Genomic DNA, 19,239 nt, shown 5'->3' on the forward strand with positions numbered 1-19,239 from the left:
CTCGAAGGGAGCGGTACCAGTGAGCGCGAATACCCTGGAGACATGGCTCGATCAGCTTCGAAGAGGAATCCCGTCGGACGTGGTACCGAGGCAAGGCGGCCTCGCCGGCGCTGGTTGCGGCGTTTGCTGATCGGCATGGCCGTCCTCTTGGCGGTCGTCCTCGGTGCCGGAGCCTGGGCTGTTCATGCCTGGGGGCCGATGTTCGGGATCTACCTGATCGCGCCGTCTCCGAAGCGGTACGCGAAGATCGCGCTCGGCTTCCTGGACCAGGGCTACTACGCGGAGGGCGCCGAGTGGGAGACTGCTCGGACACGCGTCGAGGAAGCGGCCGCTGGTGCGGAAAGCTACGCCGATCTTCATGCGGTGCTGGCCGACGCGACGAAGGTCGCCGGCGGTAAGCACTCGTTCTTCCTCACGCCCGAGGAGAGCGCGCAGAACTCCGAGGTGGCGCAGGCCGAGTACCTGGCGCCGGAGGTGAGCACCGCGGGCGGCGTGACGACGATCGTCGTGCCTGAGGTCGGCTCGGACGATCAGGCGCAGCTCCAGGACTATGCCACCGTTGCGGCCAAGGCCATCGCCGACGCCGCGCCGCAGACGTGCGGTTGGATCGTCGACCTGCGGGGCAACAGGGGTGGCAACATGTATCCGATGTTCTCGGGGCTCACCCAGCTCCTGCCGGACGGGCCCGCGATGACGTTCCGCACGCGCGACGGCGTCGAGACCGAGGTGACCATGAATCCCGACGGCGTGGCGGTGGGAGGCGGGGCGACGGTGCATGCCGTCCCGGAACAGTCGAAGGTGCAGGGCCAGCCGATCGCGGTGCTGCTGGATCAGGACACCGCCTCCAGCGGTGAGGCGGTCGCCACCGCCTTCCACGGCCTCGACCGCGTTCGCAGCTTCGGTGTGCCGACGGCTGGCTACACGTCGGCCAACTCGGTCCTTCCGCTCTACGACAAGGCCTTGCTGGTGCTCACGGGTGCCGTCTACGTCGATCGTGACGGCGTGAACCTGAACGAGGAACCGATCGTGCCCGACGTGGAAGCGAGCCCGACGACGGTGCTCGACGAAGCGACGGGCTGGTTGGCCGAGCAGGGCTGCTCCGGGTAAACGATCATCCGCTCTGGTCGTCTTGGGCCCCCGCAAAGCGCGACGCGGACCGTCGCGCCAAGATGGGGCCAGGAGGATCGATGAGAGCACTGGTGAAGCCGGCGCCGGGGCCGGGACTGGAGTTGGTCGAGCGACCTGAGCCCGTCTGCGGGCCGGGTGAGGTGAAGCTGCGAGTTCTGCGGGCGGGACTGTGCGGCACCGACCTGCATCTCGAGTCGTGGGACGACTGGGCCGCGGAGACGGTGCGCGCACCGCTGGTGCTGGGCCACGAGTTCTACGGCGAAGTGGTCGAGGTGGGCGCGGATGTCCACGGGATCGAGGTGGGCGCCCGGGCCTCAGGCGAGGGTCACCTGGTGTGCGGACGCTGCCGCAACTGCCGGGCCGGGCGTCGACAGATGTGCATCCGCACCGTCGGCGTCGGGGTGAACACCGATGGCGCCTTCGCCGACTACCTGGTGATCCCCGCCGACAACGTCTGGCTTCAGCCTGATGCGATCGACCCCGATCTCGGCGCGGTGTTCGATCCGCTCGGCAACGCCACTCACACCGCCCTGCAATGGCCGCTCGTCGGCGAAGATGTGGCGATCACCGGCGCCGGACCGATCGGTCTGATGGCTGCGGCGATCGCCCGGCACGCAGGAGCCCGGCACGTGGTGGTGACCGATGTCAGCGACGAGCGCCTCGCTCTGGCGCGACGACTCGGTGCCGACCGCGTCGTCAACGTCACCCGGGAATCTCTCCTCGACGCGCAGCGCGAGCTGGACATGCGAGAAGGATTCGACATCGGTCTGGAGATGTCGGGCTCGCCGGCCGCGATGAACGACCTGCTGGCCAACCTCAATCACGGCGCGCGGGTGGCGATGCTCGGGCTCCCCAAGGAGCCGTACCCGATCGACTGGGGCAAGGTGATCACCCACATGGTCACCCTGAAGGGCATCTACGGCCGGGAGATGTTCGAGACCTGGTATCTGATGAGCTCGATGCTCTCCACTTCACCCACGCTGGCCGACAACATCCGTTCCGTGATCACCCATCGTTTCCCTGCCGAACAGTGGCAGCAGGCGTTCGACGTCGCCCGCTCCGGCCGGTGCGGCAAGGTGATCCTGGACTGGAGCTGAACAACAACCCCGAAAGCAGGCTGCCGACCATGTACGACGACGTCCTCCGCGACGAGCTGACCACCACCCTCGACGAGATCCGGGACTCCGGGCTGCTGAAGACCGAACGCGAACTCACCACCCCGCAGTCGGCGCGGATCGCCACCCCGGCCGGACCCGCGCTGAACTTCTGCGCCAACAACTATCTCGGCCTGGCCGACCATCCGGCGGTGGTGGCCGCGGCGAAGGAAGGGCTGGATCGTTGGGGCTTCGGCATGGCGTCGGTGCGTTTCATCTGCGGCACCCAGAGCCAGCATGTAGAGCTCGAGCGGCGGCTGTCGGAGTTCCTCGGCACCGAGGCGACCATCCTCTACTCGTCCGCTTTCGACGCCAACGGCGGCCTGTTCGAGGTGCTGCTGGATGAGCGCGACGCGGTGATCTCCGACGAACTCAACCACGCGTCGCTGATCGACGGCATCCGGCTCTGCAAGGCGAGGCGCTACCGCTATCGCAACGCCGACCTGGCGGATCTTGCCGTGCAGCTGGAGGCGGCCTCCAGCGCCCGGCGGAAGGTGATCGTCACCGACGGGGTGTTCTCGATGGACGGCTCGCTCGCCCCGCTGCCCGGCATCTGCGACCTGGCCGAACAGCATGGCGCGTTGGTGGTGGTGGACGACTCCCACGCCGTCGGCTTCGTCGGAGAGCAGGGCCGCGGCACTCCGGAGGCACTGGGCGTCGCCAACCGCGTGGACATCTACACCGGCACCCTCGGCAAGGCGCTCGGCGGGGCCTCCGGCGGCTACGTCAGCGGCCCGCGCGAGGTGGTCGACCTGCTGCGCCAGCGGTCGCGTCCGTACCTGTTCTCCAATTCGCTGGCGCCGTCGGTGGTGGCGGGCTCGCTGGCCGCGCTCGACCTGATCGCCACCCAGGACGACGCCCGCCGGCAGTTGCGTGCCAACACGACGCTCTTCCGTGAGCTGATGACCGAGGCCGGGTTCGACCTGCTGCCCGGCGATCACCCGATCACCCCGGTGATGTTCCCCGGCGACGATGGCGCCCGGCTGGCGGCCGCGATCGCCGACCATATGCTCGCCCGATCCGGCGTGTACGTGATCGCCTTCTCGTTCCCGGTGGTGCCGCGGGGACGCGCCCGGATCCGCGTCCAGCTGTCGGCCGCGCACAACGAGGCCGACGTGCGAACCTGCGTCGCCGCCTTCATCGCCGCCCGCGACAGGGTGGCTGCGGTGTTCGACCGCGCGAACCAGCGTGGGCGCGAGATGGGAATCGAGTCTGAGCAGCAGGTCTACGACATCATCGACCAGTGAGCGTTCCGTCCGAAGGTGACTCTTCAGGTGCCGTGGGCATCGACACGTATGTGTGGATCTCGGCGCTTGTGTTCGGTGGAGCCCCTCGCGCGGTGTTCGAGGAGGCGGTGGGTGAAGGCCTCTTGATCGTGTGGAGCGCGGCGATCACTAGCGAGATCCGGCGTATCCTCGCCGCGAAGTTTCCCGGCCTTTGTGGCCGACTTCGAATCGCTTCGGCTCGCGCTGGGTGATCGCCTTGTGAACGTCGAACTCGGCGGCATCACGATCGAGGTGTGTCGTGACCCTGATGACAATCGAGTTCTGGAAACCGCCGTGTTGGGCGCGGCCGACTGGATCGTCTCTGGCGACAAGGATCTGCTCACGTTGGGGCGAGTCGGTTCGGTCACCATCCTGACGCCGAGTGATTGGTTGGCTCGTCGCATCTGGGAGACCCCGACGGTACCCCTCTCGTGAGGGCCTCCCGTGCCCTCGTTCGTTGTGGTTCTCTAGACGGTGACACGGCGAACAAGGAGAACAGACGTGGACACCCAAGAGTTCCTTGACCGAATGAACGCGGGAGAAGCGGCCAGGCCGGGTACCCATCTTGCGGCGAAGATGAATGATCTTGCCGACGAGGCGATCCGGATCTGCATGGAGCTGAACACCCGGTACACCACCCAGGAGGAGCGCGTCGAGATCATGTCGCGCCTCACAGGGCGCGAGGTTCCGGTGTCTTTCCAGATCTTCCCGCCGTTCACCAGCGACTGTGGAAAGAACATCCAGGTGGGCGAGCGTGTGTTCGTCAACAGCGGGTGCCGCTTCCAGGATCAGGGCGGCATCAGGATCGGCGACGACGTGCTCGTCGGTCACAACGTCGTGCTGGCCTCGCTCAATCACGACCTGGATCCGATGCAGCGGGGCACCACCATTCCGGGTCCCATCGTGATCGGCGACCGGGTGTGGATTGGTGCGAACGCCACGGTTCTCGCCGGGGTCACGATCGGCGATGGCGCCGTTGTCGCGGCGGGCGCGGTGGTCACTCGCGACGTCGCATCCAACACCGTGGTCGGCGGCGTTCCGGCGCGTCGGCTCCGTGACCTCTAGATGTACTTCGGGTCTGGGAGAAGCTGACTCGCGGCCCAGGAAGCGAGGAGTTGCATGCGTTCCGCCGCCGCCGATCCCGGTTCGGCGACGTAGACGGTGAGGGTGAGCCCGGGTTCCGCCTCCATGCTCATGCCCTCGTAGGCGAGGGTCATCTCGCCGACCACTGGGTGGTTGAAGGTCTTGGTGCCCGCGCCGTGGTGGCGGACGTTGTGGCTGCCCCAGAGGCGGCGGAACTCGTCGCTGCGCGTGCTGAGCTCGCCGATGAGGTCGTGAAGATCTTTGTTGTGCTGGTCGCGGCCCGCCTCAGTGCGCAAGATCGCGACGGAGACCTCGGCGAAGGCATCCCAATCGGGGTAGAACTGGTAGGCGCGTTCGTCGAGGAAGGTAAAGCGCGCGATATTCGGCGGCTGGGCGGGCATGTCGTAGATGTCCGCGTAGAAGGCACGGGCCAGCAGGTTGGCGGCGATCAGGTCCATCCGTCCGTTGCGCACGAAGGCAGGGCCGGCGGTGACGCCATCGAGCACCCATTGCAGGCTGGGGTGCGGGGTCCACGTCTTGGGGCTGCGACGCCGGGGCGGACGAGCGATGGGGCTGGCGGCGTGGGCGAGATCGAAGAGGTAGGCGCGCTCGGCATCGTCGAGAAGGAGGGCCTTGGCGAGGGCGTCGAGGACTTCCGGGGAAGCGCCGCCGATGGCGCCTCTCTCAAGACGGGTGTAGTACTCGACGCTGACCCCGGCCAAAGCAGCGACCTCACTACGACGCAGCCCGGCCACGCGTCGATTGGTCCCCGAGGGGAGGCCCACCCGCTCAGGGCTGATCTTCGCCCGGCGGGTCGTGAGGAACTCACGGACCTCTGCGCGACTGTCCATCCCGTCAGCCTAGGCTGCCTGGTGCGATTGAAGGAGCCCCTGGCAGTGCCTGTCTTGCTGGGCCCCCGCTTGGGTAAGCGGTCTGACTCGCCGAGAAGCACGACGCGATCCTCAATCTGGCGGACGCATCAGGCATCCGTGGTCTCGCTCTCCTGCGCCGATTGCTCCCGGGCTGACTCAATTGCCCGCGACCACCATGTGGGGTCTTGCCTCGCAGCAGCCCCCGCAGGACCGGGTCGGGGCCTAACAACACGCCCTAGTTGAGGTGGGTCGCGCGGAGTTCGTCCTGGAATGCGGCGATTTGTTCGGGGTGCCCATACATACCTGCGTATTGCGGCACGGTGGTCTGGGTGGTCGGGTCGAGCATCGTTCCTACCACGGCGAGCTCGAACAGCAGCGGCACCAAAGCGATGCTCTTCTCGGTGAGCGAGTACGCACCCTGCATTCCGCGAGGGACGTCTTGCTTCGTGAGCATCCCCATCTCCACCAGGTCGCTCAGCCGACGGGAGAGCGTGGGTGGAGTGATCCCCTCCTGGGACTTGGTGAGCAGCTCGCGGAACGAGCGATATCCGCAGAAGATGACGTCGCGCAGGATGATGAGGCTCCACGGGTCGCCCAGCATCTCGACTCCGCGGTTGATCGGGCACCGGGAACGCGGCTCGCGAAGCATCTCATCCCTCCAAGAAAAAGTAGTTGCCTATTGATACTACCCTGTGTACCCTCAAGGTAGTACGAAGATGTAACTACTTTCTAAGGAGGTGCGATGTCCAGGCGAGTGATAGCGAACATCGTGCTCACGCTCGACGGCTGCACCACCGGTCCCGGCGGTGTTCGTGACATGAGCGTCGTCGCCCCGCACGGCGTGAGTGATCAGGCCCGCGACGCTTTGGTGCGGATGACCGACGCCACCACTGTGCTGCTCGGTCGCGCCAACTACGAGGGATTCCACGGATGGTGGCCGTCCGTCGCGGCCCAGGCAGATGCGGATCCTCGTGACCGGGCCTTCTCCCGGTGGCTGAACGAGGTCGAGAAAGTGGTGTTCTCCCGCACCTTGGGCTCCGTCGACTGGTCGAACGCACGGCTCGCCACCGCCGGTCCCGCAGACACGGTCCGGGGCCTACGGGAAGCCTCCGGTGGCGATATTCGGGTGCTCAGCAGCCAGCAGGTCATCCGTCAGCTCTTGAACGCCGACCTCATCGACCGGCTCGAACTCACCATCGCACCGACCATCGTCGGCGACGGAGGGCAGAAGCTCTTCGATTTCGGCATGGCAGCCTCGGCGTGGACGTTCTCCACCGTGGATCAGACCGACAGCGGGGCGCTGCGGCTCGTGGCGGATCGCCGCAAAGACACAGAGCCGGCAAGCTTCCCAGCGAGCATGGCGTAACGAAAGGCAAGACAATGACCGAACTCATTCAGCTCCCGGAGCAGCGCATCCTCTTCGTCCGCGGCAAGGTGCCCACGTCGGAGCTTCCCGCGTTCCAGGGTCAGGCGTTCCAGGCGATCTGGTCTGTTCTCGATCCTGCGCAGGCGATCGCTCCTGCGCACCCGCACGTGCGCTACTACCTGGTTTCGGCGGACGAGATGGACGTCGAGGTGAGTGTGCCCGTGACCGACGACGCGACCGGCAACGAGACCGTGAAGATCGGTGCGCTGCCGGGTGGAACGGCGGTGACGTGCCTGCATGTCGGCAGTCATCAGGGGCTCGGTTCCGCGTATGGCGCGCTTGCCTCTGCGGAAACAGGAGACCTGTCGCCCAACGGCCCGCCGTGGGAGGTCTATGAGTGGATCGCCGGCGACAAGGTTCTCAGCTCCGAATCGTGGTCGCGGCCCGACGAATGGCGCACCTTGCTCGTTCAGCCGCTGGCGTGACCGGTGCGGTGATCGGGAGACGATGCCGAGCCAAGGGCGCAACCGCCCGTTGGGCCGTCGCGGCTTCTATTCGCCCAGAACCGTGCGCAAGAGGGGGGCGTTGACGTCCTTTTCGGAGATCTGCTCGCGGTTGTTCGGGTCGATCGGGATCGGCCACAGGTGTGCCACAACAGGATCGAGCGGGGTCACCGCGACGCCGGTCATTCCGGGCTGCCATTCGGTGTCGAAGAAGTAGAGGTATTCCGCGTCCTCGGCGCTGGTCACCTGGAATCCGTTGCACACTCCACGAGGGACAAAGACCTGTCGGCCGGGGATCAGCTCCACGGTTACGACGTTGCCGAGGGTGCTGCTGTCCGGCCTCGCGTCGAGGTAGACCCCGAGCGCCGATCCGCTGGCGATCATGACGAGCTTCGCCATGGCCTCGCCGTGCAGCCCTCGAACCGTGCCGGACTTGGTCCGGGTGAGGTTGATCTGCTTCCATCCATCGCCGGCCAGCGCCAGCAGCGGAGGGTAGACGCTCTCGCGGTACAGCTCGCGCACTGTCCCCCGAGCTTCGGTGACGGTGCGGGCGTCGATGACGACGAGTCCGTCGATCTCGCTCGACGACGTGCGGAGTTCGTTGATGGTCACATCCGAGGACATGCCGGGAGTCTATCTTCAAGGAACCAAGGGCCATCGATGAGCCGGCATCGCGTTGACGTCGTCTGCCGCGTGTGTACGTGAGCGTCGCGCGATCACGGGGCCAATTCGCTGTTCGTCGAGACGAGATCTGCAAAAACGGCGAATGGGTAGCCAAAAAAACGGTTAGTGAGTAGCCTGTTTTGCATGCAATCGTCCGACTATCTGCCGCGGTACCTGGATGCTCCGCTCGCGGAAGCGATCAGGACGTCACCGATCGTCGTTCTCGACGGGCCCAGAGGGGCCGGTAAGACGACGTCTGCGCGGCGCCTCGCGAAGTCCGTCGTCATGCTGCCGCGCGATCTGCCGGCACTGCAGGTTGATCCAGAAGGCTATCTGCGGGGACTGACCCCGCCCGTGCTCATCGACGAGTGGCAGCTTGCAGGCACGGAGTTGCTCTGGGTGTTGAAGTCAATGGTTGACGATGCCCCGGTGGCGGGAAGATTCCTCCTTACGGGAAGTGTTGAGCCGGCTTCCTACGGTCCGACCTATCCCCTCACTGGACGCTCCGCGCGACTGGTGATGCGCCCGATGACGTGGGCTGAGCTTGAAGGTGCTGGCGATCTGCCGCCCTTTTTGTCGGCGGCCTTTGCGGGCGCTCCGGTGTCGGTTTCGGCGGGCCGCCCGTCGACCTTCGAACTCGATTGGCTGGCTAGGCCCGGGTTTGCCGCCGCACGTGCGCTTCCCGATCCACGGCTCTTCCTGGATGCCTACACGTCCATCGTGTCCGAGCGTGCCGGCGACGAAGGCAGAGACGCTGCTCGTTTGCTGCGCACGATGCGAGTGCTAGCAACCCTGACCGCACAGACGGTTCCGGACCAACGGATCTGGGAGGCAGCAGACATCAACAAGGCTACTTGGCGGCAGTATGAGGATCTGTTGCTCAGGACGCACCTTCATTCACCGTCGCCGGCTCTGGAGAGCAACCGGCTGAAACGGCTGACGTCATATCCGAAGAGGTTCCTCGCCGATACCGCGATGGCTTTGGCGCTCAGCGACGTCACGATCAGCGACCTTCGAGAAGACCCTCGACTCGCCGGTCCCTACTTCGAGTCTTTCGTCCTGCAGCAGTTGCGTCCTCAGGTGGACTTGCTGCGTGGGGCGCTCATGCATCTTCGGACGGGGGCCGGGGAGCATGAGGTCGACGCGGTGGTCGAGGTGGGGCGCAAGATCGTGGGTATCGAGGTGAAGCTGGGGTCGCGTCCGGGAAAGGACGATGCCAGGCAACTGGAGTGGCTTCGTGATCGATGGGGTGAGGGGTTCCTTCACGGCTACGTGGTGCACACCGGGGGAGACTGCTACCCGCTAGGCGATCGGGTCACCGCAGTGCCGGTAGATCTTCTCGCCGCTCCCCGTGGGAGTCTAGGCTCAAAGAACCAAGGGTCATCGATGAGCCGACATCCCGGCGACGGATGAGCGTGGCAGAAGGAGAAGCATGTCCATCTTCGACATCCAGATCGACGCTCTCGCGGGCGGGCCGGCCGACCTTGCCCAGTACCGAGGCAAAGCGGTGCTGCTGGTCAACGTCGCGTCGCGGTGCGGGCTTACCCCGCAGTACGGCGTGCTGGAACGACTCCACGAGCACTATGCGCCCCGTGGCTTCACCGTCATCGGCGTGCCGTGCAATCAGTTCATGGGACAGGAGCCCGGCACTGCCGAGGAGATCGCCGAGTTCTGCTCCACCACCTACGGCGTGACGTTTCCCATGACGGAGAAGATCGACATCAACGGCGACGGTCGGCACCCGCTCTACGCGTCGCTGCACGAGGTGCCCGACGCTGAGGGATACCAGGGGGACATCCGCTGGAACTTCGAGAAGTTCCTGATCGCTCCCGACGGTGAGGTGGTCGCTCGCTTCGCGCCACAGGTCGATCCCGAGGACGAACAGGTCACCACCGCGATCGAAGCCGCGTTGCCGGTCTAGCCGCCTGAGGCGAGGAAGACAGGGATGAAAGCGGTTTTCGTCACTGGGGCCACGGGAACGGTGGGGGCGGCCGTCGTGGCGCACCTCGCGGAGCGCGGGGAGAAGGTGATCGCCGCCGTTCGACGCGACGCCGATGCTGAGAGGCTCCCGAAGGGTGTGGAGGCCAGGCGATTCGAGTTCACCGATGACGCCACCAAGGCGCACGCGGCCCTCGATGGTGTCGACCGGCTGTTCCTGATGCGCCCGCCCGCCATCGCCGACGTGCAGACCTACCTTTTCCCGCTGATCGACGCGGCGCGCACGCGAGGCGTTCGGCAGATCGTCTTCCTGTCGCTGCAAGGGGTGCAGGCCAATCGCGGCACGCCGCACCACGCCGTCGAGGCCTATCTCAGGCAGCAAGACGCGCCCTACACGTTGCTTCGTCCCAACTTCTTCATGCAGAACCTCTCCACCACCTACGCGACGCAGATCCGAGACACGGGCGAGATCTTCGTTCCGGCCGGGTGGTCCCGCACGGCGTTCATCGACGCGCGCGACATCGGCAGGGTCGCGGCCTCCGTGTTCACCGAGCCTGGCCACCTGCGTAAGGCCTACACGCTGTCCGGCGAGGCAAGCTTGAGCTACGGCGACGTCGCTCGCATCATGAGCGACGTGCTGGGCCGGCCCATCGTCTACGCGCGACCGAGCGAACGCGACTACCTCGAGGCCCTGGCCGCTCAGGGGGCGCCGACCGACTACATCGACGTGCAACGGATGATCTACCGGGTGGTCAGGCTCAACGTCTCGGCCCTGCCCAATCGGGCAGTTCGTAAGCTGACCGGGCAACCGGCGACGACGTTCGCCGCATTCGTTCGCGACCACCGCGCCGTCTGGCTGCCAGCTGCGGAGTAGCCCGCCGTTCCCGTGCGCCGTCCGACCACTGATCGGGCGTCGTTCTGGTCGTACGGCGCACCGGAACTCTCCTCAGCGCAGTTCTGCCACGCCAGCTCGGAGTTGCGCTTCGGCGTCGGCGAGGGTTTCTGCGGCCAACCGCCGGTACCGTTCGGCGAAGGAGCGGTCGAAAGACGCGTCTGGGCTTTCTCCGATCTCGCAGTAGTCGGAGATGATCTGCCTCACCACCGTGAGCACATCAGCCGCACTAGTGAGATCGTGTAGGAACCCGCGATCGGTGGCGTTCGGGAGGTGGACCAGGTCGAGTACGTAGAGGCTAGAGGTAGCCGCCGCAGCGTCAATGCGTTCGCCGGGGAGCAAATTGGGAAGCCATGCTTCGATGAAAGCGTCGGCTTGCCCCGGATGATCGGGAGCAACGTCGTTGACGATCACCTCGACGACGTCGCGAACCGACATGTGTCGGGCGATGCTGAGCGCTTCAGTCACCTCGCTGCCAACCGGCGCCAGAAGTGCTTCGTGCAGCTGCCTACCTAACCCACCCATTGCTGACCTTTCCGCTTTCCTTCGCGTATGTGACGACGACAGTCTTTCCGTTGTAGTTATACCTGCCCCGTGACCAACGCAGGGAGTGTTGTTGCTCCGGGTTCGGGCTGAACTCCTATCGGCGTTCCCTGCTCTTTACAGGGACCTTCTCTCGGAGCCTGACCATGTCACCGCGCGGTATGGTTGCCGACCACGGGTAGGAGGACGGGTGGCAGCAAGGAACGAGCCCGCGTGGCTGCGGAGCCGGACGTCTCAGCGTCGGTCGGCGTCGCCCAGTGAGATCGTCAAGGCGCCGGTTCTCGTGCGGCGGATCGAGGCGGGCGTGCCGCTCGCCGTCGATACCGCGACCAGCTTCGCGGAGGCGCTGAGCTACACCGAGGAGGCCGGCGACCGGATGACGCTCACCGTGCTCTCCTCGCCGGATGCGCGTGAGATCGCGGCGCTCGCGGATGCCTGGAGCCTGCATCCGGTGCTCACCGAAGATCTTCTGCACGCCGGTCAGCGCCCCAAGCTGGAGCGCTACGACGATGTGCTGTTCTTGGCGGTTCGCTCGGCCCGCTACATCGACGAGCGCGAGGAGGTGGAGTTCAGCGAGTTCCACCTGGTGATGCTGCCCCAGGCTCTCGCCGTCGTCTGCCAGGACGGTCGCCTGATCAACGGCGTCGATATCGCGCGCGGCAGCGCGAGCGACGCTGAACTCTCGCTGGGCGATGGCGCACCGCTCTTGGACAACCGGGAACTGCTCCTGCTGGGCCCCGAGGCGATGGTCTACCGCTTCCTCGACGCCGTCGTCGACGGCTATTTTCCGGTACTCGACGGGCTGCAGATCGACAAGGAACAGATCGAACGCCAGGTGTTCAGCGGCGACCCCGCCGCGGCGGAGCGCATCTACCGCCTGACCCAGGAGGTCATCGACCTGCTGCACGCGGCTACGGCGCTGTCGAAGGTCGTCCGGCGCCTGCACGAGGGGGCTGACAGGTACGACATTCCCGCCGAACTGCAGGCCTACCTGCAGGACGTCGCCGATCACCTTGCCCGCGTCATCACCGAGGCAACGGAACTGCGCGACGCGCTGTCGCAGATCTTGAACGTCAACGCCACGCTCGTCGCTCAGCGTCAGAACGAAGACATGAAGAAGATCTCCGGCTGGGCCGCGATCCTCTTCGCCCCGACGCTGGTGGCCGCCATCTACGGCATGAACTTCGACGTGATGCCGGAACTGCATTGGGCCGCCGGCTACCCCCTGGCGGTCGGGCTGATGGTGGCCTTCGCCGTGGCGCTGTATGTCGTCTTCAAGTACAAGAAGTGGATGTGACGGCCACGCGCTGGTTTTCCTAGGATGAGTGCTAGGTTTCCGGTATGAATGCCAAGACCGCGACGCGTATGCCGCACCTGCGTGAGCTGGGAGAGTTTCTGCGCGCGCGGCGTGGCGCTCTCGATCCTGCGGATTTCGGCCTTGTGGCGGATGGCACGCGCAGGCGGGTGAGCGGTCTTCGTCGCGAAGAAGTGGCCGAGCGCGCCTGCATCAGCAGCGACTACTACACGAGGATCGAGCAGGGGCGGCTCGCGCCCACGGGGCCGGTGATGGAGGCGCTGATCCGCGCGCTTCGGTTGGACGAGGATCAGGCAGAGTATGCGGTGAGCCTGCTCGACCACGCCGCCCACGCTGCCGCGGTGCCCAGCGTGATGGCAACCAGGGCGCGAAAGGACCGGCTCCGCGTGCGCCCCCAGTTGCAGCGACTGCTGGATCAGTTGGACAGGAGTCCGGCCATGGTTCTGGGGCCGCGCACCGAGATTCTCGCGTGGAATCCGCTGGCCGAAGAGGTGTATCTGCGCTTCAGTGAGCTGCCCAAGAAGGAACTCAACTTCGTGCGCCTGGTATTCACGGAGCCGCGGATGCGCGAGGTCTTCGTCGACTGGCAGACCGTCGCGCGCTCCTGCGTCGCGATCCTTCGACGTGAAGCCGCCGTCAATCCTGATGATCCCGCCCTGGCGGAGTTGGTGGGGGAACTGACCATTGCCGATCGGCAGTTCGGACGGTGGTGGGCGGCGCGCAACGTGGCCCGGCAAGACTTCGGCACCAAGGTGCTGAGGCATCCGGTAGTCGGCGAGCTGGTCTTCGACTGGGACATCTTCCGGCATGCCAGCGCGCCTGAGCAGCAACTGGTGTTGAACTTGGCGGAGGACGGCTCCGAGACGGAGAAGCGTCTAGAGGTGCTGCTTCGGGCCATGGTGCACGAGCGCGACGAGCCCGATGATGCGAGAAAAGCAGGACAGAATTTTTCCTAGGAAAGATTCTGTCCTGGTATCAGGCGCGCTCCTGGCCGAGGATGGAGTCAGAGCCCGGGTGACCGGGCGGATCGACAACCAATCCAGGAGGACGCACATGGCCGACTCGACCATCACAACCACTTCGGTCAAGGTTCCAGGCCTCGCCTGGGACATCGCCGCAGACGTCTACTTCCCGGCGGACTTCGACGAGACCGCCAAGCACCCCGTCGTCATCTCTGCCCATCCGACGGGTAGCTGCAAGGAGCAGACCTCGGGCAATATCTACGCCACCGCGCTCGCCAAGGCGGGCTTCGTCGCGATCGCCTTCGACGCGAGCTTCCAGGGCGAGTCGGGCGGCGAACCGCGATTCACCGAGGATCCCGGCTTCCGGGTCTCCGACTTCAGCTACGTCATCGACTACCTGGTCACTCAGGACTACGTCGACGAGAACAAGATCGGTGTGCTGGCCATCTGCGGCGGCGCTGGATATGCGGTCACCGCGACGATGATCGACCGCCGGGTCAAGGCGCTGACGACGGTGGTCGGCTCCAACGTCGGCCGGCTCATGCGGGAGGGCTTCTCCAACTACGACCCGATGGGCATGCTCGAGGCGCTCGCGAAGCAGCGCACGGCCGAGGCTCGTGGCGCCGCCGGGGTCGTGAACGACCTGCTCCCGCCGTCGGTGGAGTTCGCGCTGGAGAACGGCCTGACCGATATCGACGTCACGGAGGCCACCGACTATTACAAGACGGACCGCGGCGCTGCCGAGAACGGCTGCACCAGCTTCTTCTTCACGCGCCAGGGCCCGCTGGCACTGTGGGACGCCTACGACCGGGTCGAGACCTTCCTCACCCAGCCGCTGCTCGTCGTGATCGGCGATAAGCCCGGCGCCTTCGCGTCGTACCGGCTGGGCATGGAGCTCTACGGTCGCGCAGCGTCGAAGCAGAAGGAACTCGCGGTGATCGAGGGGGCCTCGCACTACGACCTCTACGACCAGCCCGAGCCCACCGGCAAGGCGCTGGAGAGCATCGTCCCGTTCTTCCAGACGCACCTCTGATCCGATCGACGGCCGCCCGAGCAGACCATGCTCGGGCGGCCGTCGTCGTTGGTAGGGTGCTGCCAAGCGGGGGCTGATCGTCCACGCGAGGGTCATGCGGAGGAGGGCTTCGGCCTTCCAGTCTTGAAGGAGCCCGATGACGACGTCCCCCTGGCGCTACGGCGTCGGCATGTTCGGCACCTCGATCCCGATCAACCTGATCAAGGGGTCGATGTTCTATTTCTACGTCACCCTGCTCGGCATGCCGGCCACCACCTTCGCGGCGGTGTATGCCGTCTACGGCGTCCTCGACGCGATCGACAATCCGGTGTTCGGCTACCTGTCCGATCGCACGCGCACCCGCTGGGGACGACGACGCCCCTACCTGGTGATCGGCGCGCTGGTGCTGCTGGCGTCGATGATCGCGCTGTTCCTCGTGCCGGGCCGCGTGGCGGCGGGCACCGCGTCGCTGGTGATCTGGTTCACGCTGTTCGCGATCCTCTCCGAGATGGCCGACTCATTGATCAACGCCAACTACGGCGCGCTGCTCCCCGAACTGTTCCCGGAGGAGAAGCGGCGAGCCGTCGCCAACTCCGCGCGTCAAGGGTTTCAGCTGGCGGCCATGATCATCGCGCTCGGGCTCACACCGATGCTCGCCCAGAACGTGTTGGGCTGCACGGGGCCGGACTGCGCTGATCCCACCGTCGGCTACTCCCGGCTGGCCGTGATCTATGGGCTGATCGCCACCGTCGTCATCGTCTATATGGCGCTGGGCGTGCGCGAGAATCCGGCGATCGACCAGGAGGAACGACCCAAGTTCTTCCGCTCGATCGGCCAGATCCTGGCCAACCGCTACTTCTGGACGGTGGGCGTCGTCAGCGCGCTCTACGGCACCGCGATGGCGCTGTTGCTGGGCGGCCTGCAGAACTACGTGAAGTACACGCTCGGCGGCGACGGTGTCACCGCCACCATCCTCCAGGTCACGGTGATCGTGGCCACGATGCTGTTCCTGATGGGCTGGACCCAGATCGTTAAACGCAAGGGTGCGGCATGGACGTGGAAGTGGGCGCTGCTGGTGGCGGCGCTCGGCTTCGTGCCGTTGTTCTTCGCGCACAACTTGGTGACGGCGATCGCCGGCGGGCTGACCGTGGCCCTCGGCTACGCGGGAATGCTCTCCACCAACGACCTGATCCTGGCGCGCGTGCTCGACGACGACGCTGCCCGTCACGGCGTGCACCGCGAGGGCACCTTCTTGTCGGCATTCGGGGTGCTCACCCGACTCAACGGCCTGGTGGTGGCGCTCGCGCTGGCCTCGCTCACGTGGTTCTTCGGTTTTGAGTCGGGGGAGAACCCGGGCGCCCAGCCCGACGTCGCCTTCCGCGTCTACCTGTCGGTCTATCCGTTCGTCCTGTTCCTGACCGGCGCGGTCCTCTCGCGTTTCATCACGGTGCCGGGGGCCGGCCGTCCACGCTGAGTAGGCGGGGTTAGGCTGGAGGCTCGACAGGAAGGGCCCGCCATGACGAGCAGCCACACCGACGAGGCAGCGACGAACCTGGAGAGATTCGGCGGCAAGGGGGCCAACCTGGTGCGCCTGCGCGACGCGGGCTTCCCGGTCCCGCCCTTCGTGGTGCTCGGCACCGAGGAATACGACGCGTTCGTGGCCGAGCACGGCCTGAACGTCGAGATCGAACATGCGCTGGACGACGACCATGCCGCCGCCTCGCGTCGCATCCGGGGGGCGTTCCGCCGGCCCTTGTCCGAGGCGCAACGGGCTCGGATTGCCGAGGCCGTCCGTGCGCTGGGGGACGTGGCCGTCGCCGTCCGGAGTTCCGCGACGGCGGAGGATCTGCCTGATGCGTCGTTTGCCGGCCAGCAGGACACCTTCCTCGACGTGCGGGGGCTGGATGCCATCCTCGAGGCCGTCGTCGAGTGCTGGTCGAGCCTCTGGACCGAACGCGCCATCAGCTATCGCGAGAGCCACGACGTCGACCACGCGGCGGTCAGCCTGGCCGTCGTCATCCAGCAGATGGTGCCCGCCGACGCCTCCGGCGTGATGTTCACCGCCGACCCGCTGACCGGCCGACGCGACCGCATCGTCGTCGATGCCGTGCTGGGGTTGGGGGAGCAGCTGGTCTCCGGCCAGGTGGTGCCGGATCACTACGAGCTCGACGGTGACGGCGCCATGACCGTATGGCACGTGCACGGCGACGTCAGCGCGCTGAGTCTGCCGCAACTGCGGGCGCTCGGGGCGTTGGGCCGGCGGATCGCCGAGTCGTTCGGCGCCCCGCAGGACATCGAATGGACTCGGGTAGGCGACGAGTTGCACGTCGTGCAGTCGCGCCCGATCACCAGCCTCTACCCGTTGCCCGACGGCCCCGGCGACGGCCTGTGGTTTAGTTTCGGGGCATTCCAGGGCATGCTCGAGCCCATCACGCCGCTGGGCCAGGATGCGCTGCGCGCCATCGTCAGCGCGGGAGCGCTGCTGTTCGGCGGCAACGCCGATTTCCGCCGCAACCCCTACTTGAAGCCCGCAGGTGGGCGGCTGTGGGTGCGCTTGGACGACGCGCTGCGCAACGCTGTCGGGCGTCGTGTCGCGCCCGTCGTGCTGGCGGCGGCCGACCCCAACGGAGCCGCGGTGCTGCGCGACATCCGCGACGAGGCGGACTACCCGGTGCGGCGCGGCTCCAGCCGCGGGGCCTTGCGACGCATGCTTCCGTTCCTGCGGCGGATCGCGCCCAAGATCGTTCGCGCGCTGCGCCGTCCGGAGTCCGCGCGACGGACGATCGACGTCTGGGCCGACAAGGTCGTGGGCAACTTCGAGTTCCGGTTGCGCGAGATCGACGGGCTTTCGGAGCCGCGTGCGCGGTGCGCCGCGAGGGTCGAGGCGGTGGAGACCTTCGCGGCCTCAGCACTGCCGACGTTGCTTCCGCTGTTCGCCCCGGTGATGTCGGTGGGTGTGCTGGGCACCCTGCGTCTGCGTGCCCTGGCGCGCTCGACAGGTCTGGACGACGCTGACCGGCTCGCCCTCGGCGCGTTGCGTGCTCTCCCTGGGAATGTCACCACGGAGATGGATCTGGCGCTGTGGCGTGCCACCCAGGCGATCCGCCGCGATCATGCGTCCGTGGAGGCCTTTGCCGCCGACCCCGAGGAACTCGCCGAGCGCTACCTGCGTCGCGAACTGCCCGTCCCCGCTCAGACGGCGATCGAGGGGTTCATGGGCCGCTACGGCATGCGCGGCGTCGCAGAGATCGACATGGGCGTGCCGCGCTGGCGCGAGCGACCCGATGGCGTCCTACGCACCATCCACTCCTATCTGACGCTGTCCGCTGAGGATGCGCCGGACGTCGCCTATGAGCGGGCGGGTCGCGAGGCTCTCGACGACATGGCCAGGCTCGCCCGTGAGGTCGGGCGCGTGCGCGGGATGCAGGTTCGCTTCCTGGGGCGACGGGTGCGCGCGTTGTTCGGGGCTCGGGAGACGCCGAAGTTCGTGCTGGTCCAGGGCCTCGGGCTGTTGCGCGAGGCATTCCGCGACACCGGCCAGGATCTCGTCGAACTCGGTGTCCTGGACGACGCGGACGACATCTTCTTCCTCCACCTCGACGAGCTGGTGCCCGCCTTCGACGGCGGCAGCCGCGCCGCTCTGGTTCCTGCCGTCGATGGCGGCAGCCTCGCTGCTCTGGTTCCTGCCGTCGATGGCGGCAGCCTCGCTGCTCTGGGTCCTGCCTTTGATGGTGGCAGCTTCGACGCTCTGGGTCCTGCCTTTGCCGGTGGCAGTCTCGCCGAGGTTGTGGCCGAACGACGCCAGGAGCGGGCCCGAGAGTCGCGACGACGCCGGGTGCCCGTCGCGCTGGTGGGAGACGGTCGCGCGCTGTTCGGGGGTTCCTCCGCCGGGGTCGCCGATCTCACCGGGATGGGTGTCTCGCCGGGCGTCATCGAGGGCGTCGCCCGAGTGGTGGATCACCCGGAAAGCTCCGCGCTGGAGCCGGGGGAGATCATGGTCTGCCGTGGCACCGACCCGGCCTGGACCCCCTTGTTCCTGACGGCGTCCGGCTTGGTGACCGAGGTCGGAGGCCTGATGACCCACGGCTCCGTCGTCGCAAGGGAATACGGCCTCCCGGCGGTGGTGGGAATCGTCGGAGCCACCGAACGCATCCCCACCGGAAGCCGCATCCGCCTCGACGGCTCCACGGGCACCATCACGCTCCTGTAAGGCTGAGTCGTCGACGGTGCGGTGGAGCAGGTTCTCGCGCTCCTTGTGGTGCGAGCGAAGCGTGCTGCTGACGGTGTGGTGGAGCAGGTTCTTACGCTCCTTGTGGTGCGAGCGAAGCGAGCCACTGACGTAGGCGTGGTGGAGCCGATTCTTACGCTCCTGTGGTGCGAGTGAAGCGAGCCGCAGACAGCGTGGTCGAGCAGATTCCCACGCTCCTTGAGGTGCGAGCGAAGCGAGCCTCGAAAGGGCGTTACCGTGGGCAGGGATTTGTGTCGCGCCCGTCTTTGGGCTGTCGCTCGCTTCGAAGCGCCTCCCAGGTTCGTTCTGTCAGTG

At 66.6% G+C, this 19,239-nt stretch carries 18 protein-coding genes and 1 pseudogene; 15 read left to right on the forward strand and 4 right to left on the reverse strand.

The features are described 5' to 3' along the window. Positions 1-42 precede the first annotated feature (42 nt). The 5 genes and pseudogenes from P0D62_RS09860 to P0D62_RS09880 all read left to right on the forward strand — a co-directional run bounded on the left by P0D62_RS09860 (position 43) and on the right by P0D62_RS09880 (position 4,612). Positions 43-1,107: a S41 family peptidase gene (locus P0D62_RS09860; RefSeq protein ID WP_275702465.1), complete on the forward strand. Its 1,065-nt coding sequence runs from the start codon at positions 43-45 to the stop codon at positions 1,105-1,107. An 80-nt stretch (positions 1,108-1,187) separates the two neighbouring features. Beyond that, positions 1,188-2,225 carry an L-threonine 3-dehydrogenase gene (gene tdh / locus P0D62_RS09865; RefSeq protein WP_275702466.1) on the forward strand — a complete coding sequence of 346 codons (1,038 nt, stop codon included), beginning with the start codon at positions 1,188-1,190 and terminating at the stop codon, positions 2,223-2,225. 29 nt (positions 2,226-2,254) lie between these two features. After that, a pseudogene (locus tag P0D62_RS09870) lies at positions 2,255-3,442 on the forward strand (glycine C-acetyltransferase); the annotation flags it as partial. 279 nt (positions 3,443-3,721) lie between these two features. After that, positions 3,722-3,982, forward strand: a complete 261-nt coding sequence (locus tag P0D62_RS09875; protein WP_275702467.1) for a putative toxin-antitoxin system toxin component, PIN family — start codon at positions 3,722-3,724, stop codon at positions 3,980-3,982. A 66-nt stretch (positions 3,983-4,048) separates the two neighbouring features. Then, a complete protein-coding gene (locus P0D62_RS09880) occupies positions 4,049-4,612 on the forward strand; it encodes a DapH/DapD/GlmU-related protein (RefSeq protein ID WP_275702468.1) in 564 nt (187 codons plus the stop codon). Here the strand turns inward: P0D62_RS09880 and P0D62_RS09885 are convergent. Next, a complete protein-coding gene (locus tag P0D62_RS09885) occupies positions 4,609-5,481 on the reverse strand; it encodes a helix-turn-helix domain-containing protein (RefSeq protein WP_275702469.1) in 873 nt (290 codons plus the stop codon). The two genes, P0D62_RS09880 and P0D62_RS09885, sit on opposite strands and share 4 nt — an antisense overlap. A 256-nt stretch (positions 5,482-5,737) precedes the next feature. Then, positions 5,738-6,151, reverse strand: coding sequence for a winged helix-turn-helix transcriptional regulator (locus P0D62_RS09890; protein WP_275702470.1), 414 nt, complete (start codon positions 6,149-6,151; stop codon positions 5,738-5,740). 93 nt (positions 6,152-6,244) lie between these two features. On the opposite strand from P0D62_RS09890, the gene P0D62_RS09895 reads away from it, so the two are divergent. Both P0D62_RS09895 and P0D62_RS09900 read left to right on the forward strand, forming a co-directional pair. Then, positions 6,245-6,868 (forward strand): dihydrofolate reductase family protein, encoded by a 624-nt coding sequence (locus P0D62_RS09895; protein WP_275702471.1) that lies wholly within the window; start codon positions 6,245-6,247, stop codon positions 6,866-6,868. Positions 6,869-6,882: 14 nt separating this feature from the next. Next, positions 6,883-7,353, forward strand: a complete 471-nt coding sequence (locus tag P0D62_RS09900; protein ID WP_275702472.1) for a GyrI-like domain-containing protein — start codon at positions 6,883-6,885, stop codon at positions 7,351-7,353. Positions 7,354-7,419: 66 nt separating this feature from the next. Here P0D62_RS09900 and P0D62_RS09905 read toward each other — a convergent pair whose 3' ends face one another. Beyond that, the gene (locus P0D62_RS09905) at positions 7,420-7,995 is read right to left on the reverse strand and encodes a dTDP-4-dehydrorhamnose 3,5-epimerase family protein (RefSeq protein WP_275702473.1); all 576 of its coding nucleotides are present in this window, start codon (positions 7,993-7,995) and stop codon (positions 7,420-7,422) included. A 183-nt stretch (positions 7,996-8,178) separates the two neighbouring features. Here P0D62_RS09905 and P0D62_RS09910 point away from each other — a divergent pair, with 183 nt between their 5' ends. From P0D62_RS09910 to P0D62_RS09920, 3 genes are read left to right on the forward strand one after another with little or no spacing between them, the layout of a single operon-like run. Then, on the forward strand, positions 8,179-9,447 hold the full coding sequence (locus tag P0D62_RS09910) for an ATP-binding protein (protein ID WP_275702474.1): 1,269 nt from the start codon (positions 8,179-8,181) through the stop codon (positions 9,445-9,447). 19 nt (positions 9,448-9,466) lie between these two features. After that, on the forward strand, positions 9,467-9,955 hold the full coding sequence (locus P0D62_RS09915; protein ID WP_275702475.1) for a glutathione peroxidase: 489 nt from the start codon (positions 9,467-9,469) through the stop codon (positions 9,953-9,955). A gap of 24 nt (positions 9,956-9,979) precedes the next feature. After that, positions 9,980-10,846 carry an SDR family oxidoreductase gene (locus P0D62_RS09920; protein WP_275702476.1) on the forward strand — a complete coding sequence of 289 codons (867 nt, stop codon included), beginning with the start codon at positions 9,980-9,982 and terminating at the stop codon, positions 10,844-10,846. Between the two features lie 72 nt (positions 10,847-10,918). Here the strand turns inward: P0D62_RS09920 and P0D62_RS09925 are convergent, their stop codons facing one another. After that, on the reverse strand, positions 10,919-11,332 hold the full coding sequence (locus tag P0D62_RS09925) for a hypothetical protein (RefSeq protein ID WP_275702477.1): 414 nt from the start codon (positions 11,330-11,332) through the stop codon (positions 10,919-10,921). Positions 11,333-11,597: 265 nt separating this feature from the next. On the opposite strand from P0D62_RS09925, the gene P0D62_RS09930 reads away from it, so the two are divergent. The 5 genes from P0D62_RS09930 to P0D62_RS09950 all read left to right on the forward strand — a co-directional run bounded on the left by P0D62_RS09930 (position 11,598) and on the right by P0D62_RS09950 (position 18,906). After that, positions 11,598-12,704 (forward strand): magnesium and cobalt transport protein CorA, encoded by a 1,107-nt coding sequence (locus tag P0D62_RS09930; protein ID WP_275702478.1) that lies wholly within the window; start codon positions 11,598-11,600, stop codon positions 12,702-12,704. Between the two features lie 44 nt (positions 12,705-12,748). Next, a complete protein-coding gene (locus P0D62_RS09935) occupies positions 12,749-13,678 on the forward strand; it encodes a helix-turn-helix domain-containing protein (protein ID WP_275702479.1) in 930 nt (309 codons plus the stop codon). A 97-nt stretch (positions 13,679-13,775) separates the two neighbouring features. Next, positions 13,776-14,717 carry an alpha/beta hydrolase gene (locus P0D62_RS09940; RefSeq protein WP_275702480.1) on the forward strand — a complete coding sequence of 314 codons (942 nt, stop codon included), beginning with the start codon at positions 13,776-13,778 and terminating at the stop codon, positions 14,715-14,717. A gap of 136 nt (positions 14,718-14,853) precedes the next feature. After that, entirely contained in the window at positions 14,854-16,170 is a 1,317-nt protein-coding gene (locus P0D62_RS09945) for an MFS transporter (protein ID WP_275702481.1), read from the forward strand. 42 nt (positions 16,171-16,212) lie between these two features. Next, entirely contained in the window at positions 16,213-18,906 is a 2,694-nt protein-coding gene (locus P0D62_RS09950) for a PEP/pyruvate-binding domain-containing protein (RefSeq protein ID WP_275702482.1), read from the forward strand. The last annotated feature ends 333 nt before the right edge of the window (positions 18,907-19,239 follow it).

It is taken from the genome of Tessaracoccus caeni, assembly GCF_029211185.1.
Lineage (GTDB): Bacteria > Actinomycetota > Actinomycetes > Propionibacteriales > Propionibacteriaceae > Arachnia > Arachnia caeni.